General features: G+C 64.9%; 7 protein-coding genes. 4 read left to right on the forward strand and 3 right to left on the reverse strand.

The genetic code is table 11. The features are described from left to right. Together AC5JJ6_RS00130 and AC5JJ6_RS00135 are read left to right on the forward strand one after the other, a co-directional pair. On the forward strand, positions 1-375 hold a 375-nt coding region (locus AC5JJ6_RS00130; protein ID WP_496040090.1), incomplete at its 5' end, for a transposase. A 128-nt stretch (positions 376-503) separates the two neighbouring features. Then, positions 504-1577, forward strand: a complete 1074-nt coding sequence (locus AC5JJ6_RS00135) for an NAD(P)H-dependent flavin oxidoreductase (protein ID WP_496040091.1) — start codon at positions 504-506, stop codon at positions 1575-1577. Positions 1578-1634: 57 nt separating this feature from the next. Here the strand turns inward: AC5JJ6_RS00135 and AC5JJ6_RS00140 are convergent, their stop codons facing one another. After that, a complete protein-coding gene (locus tag AC5JJ6_RS00140) occupies positions 1635-1835 on the reverse strand; it encodes a hypothetical protein (RefSeq protein ID WP_496040092.1) in 201 nt (66 codons plus the stop codon). A gap of 201 nt (positions 1836-2036) precedes the next feature. Here AC5JJ6_RS00140 and AC5JJ6_RS00145 point away from each other — a divergent pair, with 201 nt between their 5' ends. Next, positions 2037-2300: a hypothetical protein gene (locus AC5JJ6_RS00145; RefSeq protein ID WP_496040093.1), complete on the forward strand. Its 264-nt coding sequence runs from the start codon at positions 2037-2039 to the stop codon at positions 2298-2300. A 148-nt stretch (positions 2301-2448) separates the two neighbouring features. Next, the gene (locus tag AC5JJ6_RS00150) at positions 2449-3300 is read left to right on the forward strand and encodes a hypothetical protein (protein ID WP_496040094.1); all 852 of its coding nucleotides are present in this window, start codon (positions 2449-2451) and stop codon (positions 3298-3300) included. Here AC5JJ6_RS00150 and AC5JJ6_RS00155 read toward each other — a convergent pair. After that, a complete protein-coding gene (locus tag AC5JJ6_RS00155) occupies positions 3287-3919 on the reverse strand; it encodes a GDSL-type esterase/lipase family protein (RefSeq protein WP_496040095.1) in 633 nt (210 codons plus the stop codon). The genes AC5JJ6_RS00150 and AC5JJ6_RS00155 overlap by 14 nt on opposite strands. Positions 3920-4016: 97 nt before the next feature. Further along, on the reverse strand, positions 4017-4596 hold a 580-nt coding region (locus tag AC5JJ6_RS00160), incomplete at its 5' end, for a cbb3-type cytochrome c oxidase subunit I (protein WP_496040096.1).

Below are 4596 nucleotides of genomic sequence, written 5' to 3' on the forward strand. Positions count from 1 at the left end.
CGGGCGACACGCATACTCGTCCTGCCGACCGTCAACATCGACATGATGAACAGGCATCTCGCTGAGATCAGCGCCGCTGTCCTGCCCAGCCACCACGCCGTACTCACTCTGGACGGTGCTGGATGGCATCAGGAGGGCGGCAAGCTGAAGCTCCCGGACAACATCTCCCTGCTCCACCTGCCGCCCTATGCTCCCGAGTTGAACCCCATCGAGAACATCTGGCAATTCCTGCGACAGAACTACCTCAGCAACAGGGTCTTCCCAAATTACCACGACATCCTCGATGCCTGCTGCAACGCCTGGAATGCTCTCGCCTCAAACCAAGGGAGAATCCAGAGCATCGCTACCCGCGACTGGGCACAGGTCAATCTTTAAAGCCGTTGGTATAAGTAACAATATGCATGTCGGCCCGGACCGGCCCGGAAGTCGCTCATGCGCCGACTATGTGCAATCTCGGTGCGCTGGGGTAATAACCTCGACCAACACCCAATGGGAGAGCCGGCATGCCATCCTCAGCTTCACCGCAGGCGCTGCTCACGTTGCTCGGCATCGAGCTGCCGATCGTCCAGGCCCCCATGGCCGGGGTGTCCTCGCCCGCCATGGCCGCCGCCGTCGCGAATGCGGGGGCATTGGGCTCGATCGGGGTCGGCGCCACGAACGCCGCCGGTGCCAGCACGATGATGGCGGAGATCCGCGACCGCTCCGACCGTCCTTTCAACGTCAACGTCTTCTGCCACCAGCCGGCAAAACCGGCCCCGGCGGTCGAGGCCGCCTGGATCGATCGGCTGCGCCCCGAATTCGACTGCCTCGGTGCCGCACCGCCGGCCGCCCTTTCCGAGATCTACAAGAGCTTCGTCGAGGACGACGACATGCTCGCCGCACTCCTGGCTCACAGGCCGAAGGTCGTGAGCTTCCATTTCGGCGCGCCGTCGCCGGACCGGGTACAGGCGTTGCGGAACGCCGGAATCGTCCTTCTCGGCTCGGCGACCAGCCTGGACGAGGCGCGGATGCTCGCGGCTGCGGGCGTGCATGCCGTCGTGGCGCAGGGCTACGAGGCCGGCGGCCATCGCGGCGTCTTCAACCCCGACGCCGGCGACGACAGGCTAGGCACGATGGCGCTGACCCGCCTGCTCGTGCGTGAGATCGACGTTCCCGTGATCGCCGCCGGCGGCATCATGGACGGCGCCGGCATCTCCGCCGCATTGCGGCTTGGAGCGGGTGCCGCACAGCTCGGCACGGCGTTCATCGCGTGCCCTGAGTCGCTGGCCGATGCCGGCTACCGGGCGGCCCTGGCGAGCGATGCGGCATTCCACACGGTCATGACGCGGGCGATTTCGGGACGCCCGGCGCGGTGCCTCGCCAACCGCTTCACCGCATTGGGCGCCGCCGTTGCTGCTGACGAGATCCCGGCCTATCCGATCGCGTACGACGCCGGGAAAGCCCTGAACGCAGCCGGCAAGTCGGCCGGCGAGCCGGGCTTCGGCGCGCAGTGGGCGGGGCAAGGAGCCCCCCTGTCGCGCCCGCTGCCGGCGGCCGACCTCGTCGCGGTGCTGGCCGCCGAAACGAAGGCCGCCTGATCGAGCGAGGGTCCGATGCGCAACCCGGGAAGGAAGCCGATCGAAAAGGACCCCGGTTCAGAAGGCTGGCCGGTAGATGCCGGGAAGCGCGGCTTCACCGCGGGTATAGGCCTGCTCGAACCGGCAGGACCTGTCGACATCCATGACAAGGGAGCCCGGCTGGTCGATCAGGTGCATCCATGCGGTATAGCCGAGCAGCCGGTTTTCACCGGATAAACGCTGGGTGTAGAACAGGCCGCGCACCGACTGCGGCGGCACATGATAGGCATCGAGCGCTGACGCGACCGTTGCGCCGCACGGAACCCTGGGCGACGCCCGGCTCCGCAGGGTCGCAATCCCACGGCCTGAGCCGCAGCATTGTCTTGCTGCACTGCAACATTCGGTGATACTGTCCGGTCTGTTCAAGAGAGGGAGGGTTTCGACCCGATCAGAGGCTCATCACCGGAGATGATCCATCGAATGAAAACCGATCGCGATACCTTGTGCGCCCTGTTGTATCGGCTTGCCGATCTGGTCGAATTGGCTAAACGCCTCCCGCCGGAGGACAGGCCTGCCTTGGAGCGCATGATCGCCCAGGTTCGTCATGCGGTCTGCGAGGCACGCCGGCTCGAGACCAGGAAAAGAACGCGGCTGACGACCAGCCGGTCGATCATGCGGCGGATCCTGGACAAGGGAGCCCATTCGAAGCCGGAGTTACGCAGTCGCGACGACGCTTCCGCTTAGCGGCAGCTGCCGCGTCGGCCGCGACATGCCGGGCGACGCCTGGGCCTGAGTTCCACGACACAACTCTCCGGTATGATTCATCGGATGGCAACCATGCAGGACATAGTCTTCCGTCACGTGCATCGCGGCGGTTGAGGGGGGTCCGGGCATGCGTTTCGATACAGGAAACATGGTTGTCGAACTGGGCAGCGCCGGCGGCGATATCATCGCCGCGAGCAATACCCTAACCTTCGATTGGATACCCGGCAGAAGTGAATGGTCGTATTGGGGAGCCGAGTCCGGCGAGCAATGGTCCGGAAGCGGACCGAGCCCGTATCAAGGGTATGCCTCGTTCGACGTTTCGGCTCCGTCACTGGCGTTCAGCGAAACTCCCGGCGCTTTTCATTTCGAGCTCAGCCAATGGGAAGTTCTGGATGGCGGTGCCGGTTCCACCGAATTGTACCCATGGACATGGCTGCCGCAGGAAAACTCCCTTCACCCCTCCGTCGGGACCGAAGCCGGTCATAATTCCTGGCGCATATTCGGTCCCGACGTCGTCGAAGCCTATGGCAGCGCGGTCGAGGGCGGCTTCCATATCCTTCATTACGGTCACTGGGAAATGCGCCGGACGCCCGATCTGGCGGCAATGGGTGGCGGCGGCGACGACATCCTGTATGGCGGTTCCGGCGAGGATATCCTGAACGGCGGCGCAGGCGACGACATCCTGGTGAGCGGGCTCAAGGCCACGATCATGACCGGCGGAGAAGGCGCCGACATCTTCGTCTTCGGCGCCGGGTCGGGAATGGACATCGTCCGGGATTTTGAGATCGGCCGGGACAGGCTTTCATTCGCCACGCAGGATGGGCAGCGGCTCGTCAGCGATGTCCAGGAATTGGCGGAATCGACGCTGCTCGATCTCGGCGGCGGTCACACCGTCCTGCTTGCAGGCGTATCGCCCGGCCTGCTGCTTTCGGCGGGACCAGCCGGCGGCTGGTCTGCCGAGGCTCTCACCTGGCTATGACCACCGACCGGGATCGGTCACCGGGAGGAGCGGTCACCAGTCCGGCGATTGCCGCCGCGATCTTCTCTCCGCCGCGCACGGACGGTTCTATGGGATTGGCGTAGTCCTCGTCCCGATCGCAGATGAGGCGCAGATCGATGACCGGCAAATTGCGGGCGAAGGCGCTCCGGGTGATGCAATCGTTGAACACGGACAAAGCCGTCACCACCAACCGCCATCGGGGCGGAGGGATACGGGTGTCGTAGATCGTACAGACGGCAGTGGGCAACCCATGCTCCAGCACGCGGTCGAGCATCGTTTCATAGTCTTGTCCGAACCGCTCCCTGACGGTGGCGAGCCTGTCCACCGCCTCGGCCACCGAGTGGACGGCCGCTTCCAGGATGCTTGCATAGCCAAGGGCATCGTTTCCCCCGGTACTGACGACGAGGTAGCCGGCATCCGGTGGAAGCCGGCCGAGCTGCCGCTCGACCCCGTTCGTCACGCTGCCGTCGACAGCCCTCAACGTCGCCGTCCAGCCAGGGGGCAAGCGGTCACGCACCTGCCGTACGACGTCAGGCCCGCCCGCGACATAGGCGGCGTTGTCGAATATGGAATCTCCCAGAAGGATCAGGTGGCTCATGGGCATGTTCCGACAAAAGGGACGGCACGAGTTGGGGGCGTCACCGGACGGGCTCCCGCCCGTTTCCGGGGATCGGGCGGGAGCCGCGGTCTGCCCGTCAGTGAACGCGGGGCAGTTCGTTGAACTGATGGAAGGGCGGCGGCGAGCTGACGGTCCACTCCAGCGTCGTCGCCGAAGGTCCCCAGTAGCTCGATCCGACGCGAGCGCCCCGCGTCAGCGTGTAGAACACCCCGAACAGGAAGAACAGGTGTCCGATCAAGCTGATGTACGACCCGTAGGATGAGATCATGTTCCACGATTCGTAGGCATCGGGGTAGTCGACGATGCGCCGGGGCATCCCGGCGGCGCCCAGGAAGTGCTGCGGGAAGAAGGTGACGTTGGTGCCGACGAAGGTCAGCCAGAAATGCGTCTGCCCGACCCACTCCGGATATTGGCGCCCAGACATCTTGCCGATCCAGTAGTACCAGCCGGCGAAGATCGAGAACACGGCGCCCAGGGAGAGCACGTAGTGGAAGTGGGCGACGACGTAGTAGGTGTCGTGCAGGGTTTGGTCGATGCTGCCGTTGGCGAGAACGACGCCGCTGACGCCGCCCAGCGTGAACAGGAAGATGAAGCCCAGGCAGAACAGCATCGGCGTCTTCAACTCGATCGAACCGCCCCACATGGTGGCGATCCAG

Source organism: Skermanella sp. (assembly GCF_059503625.1).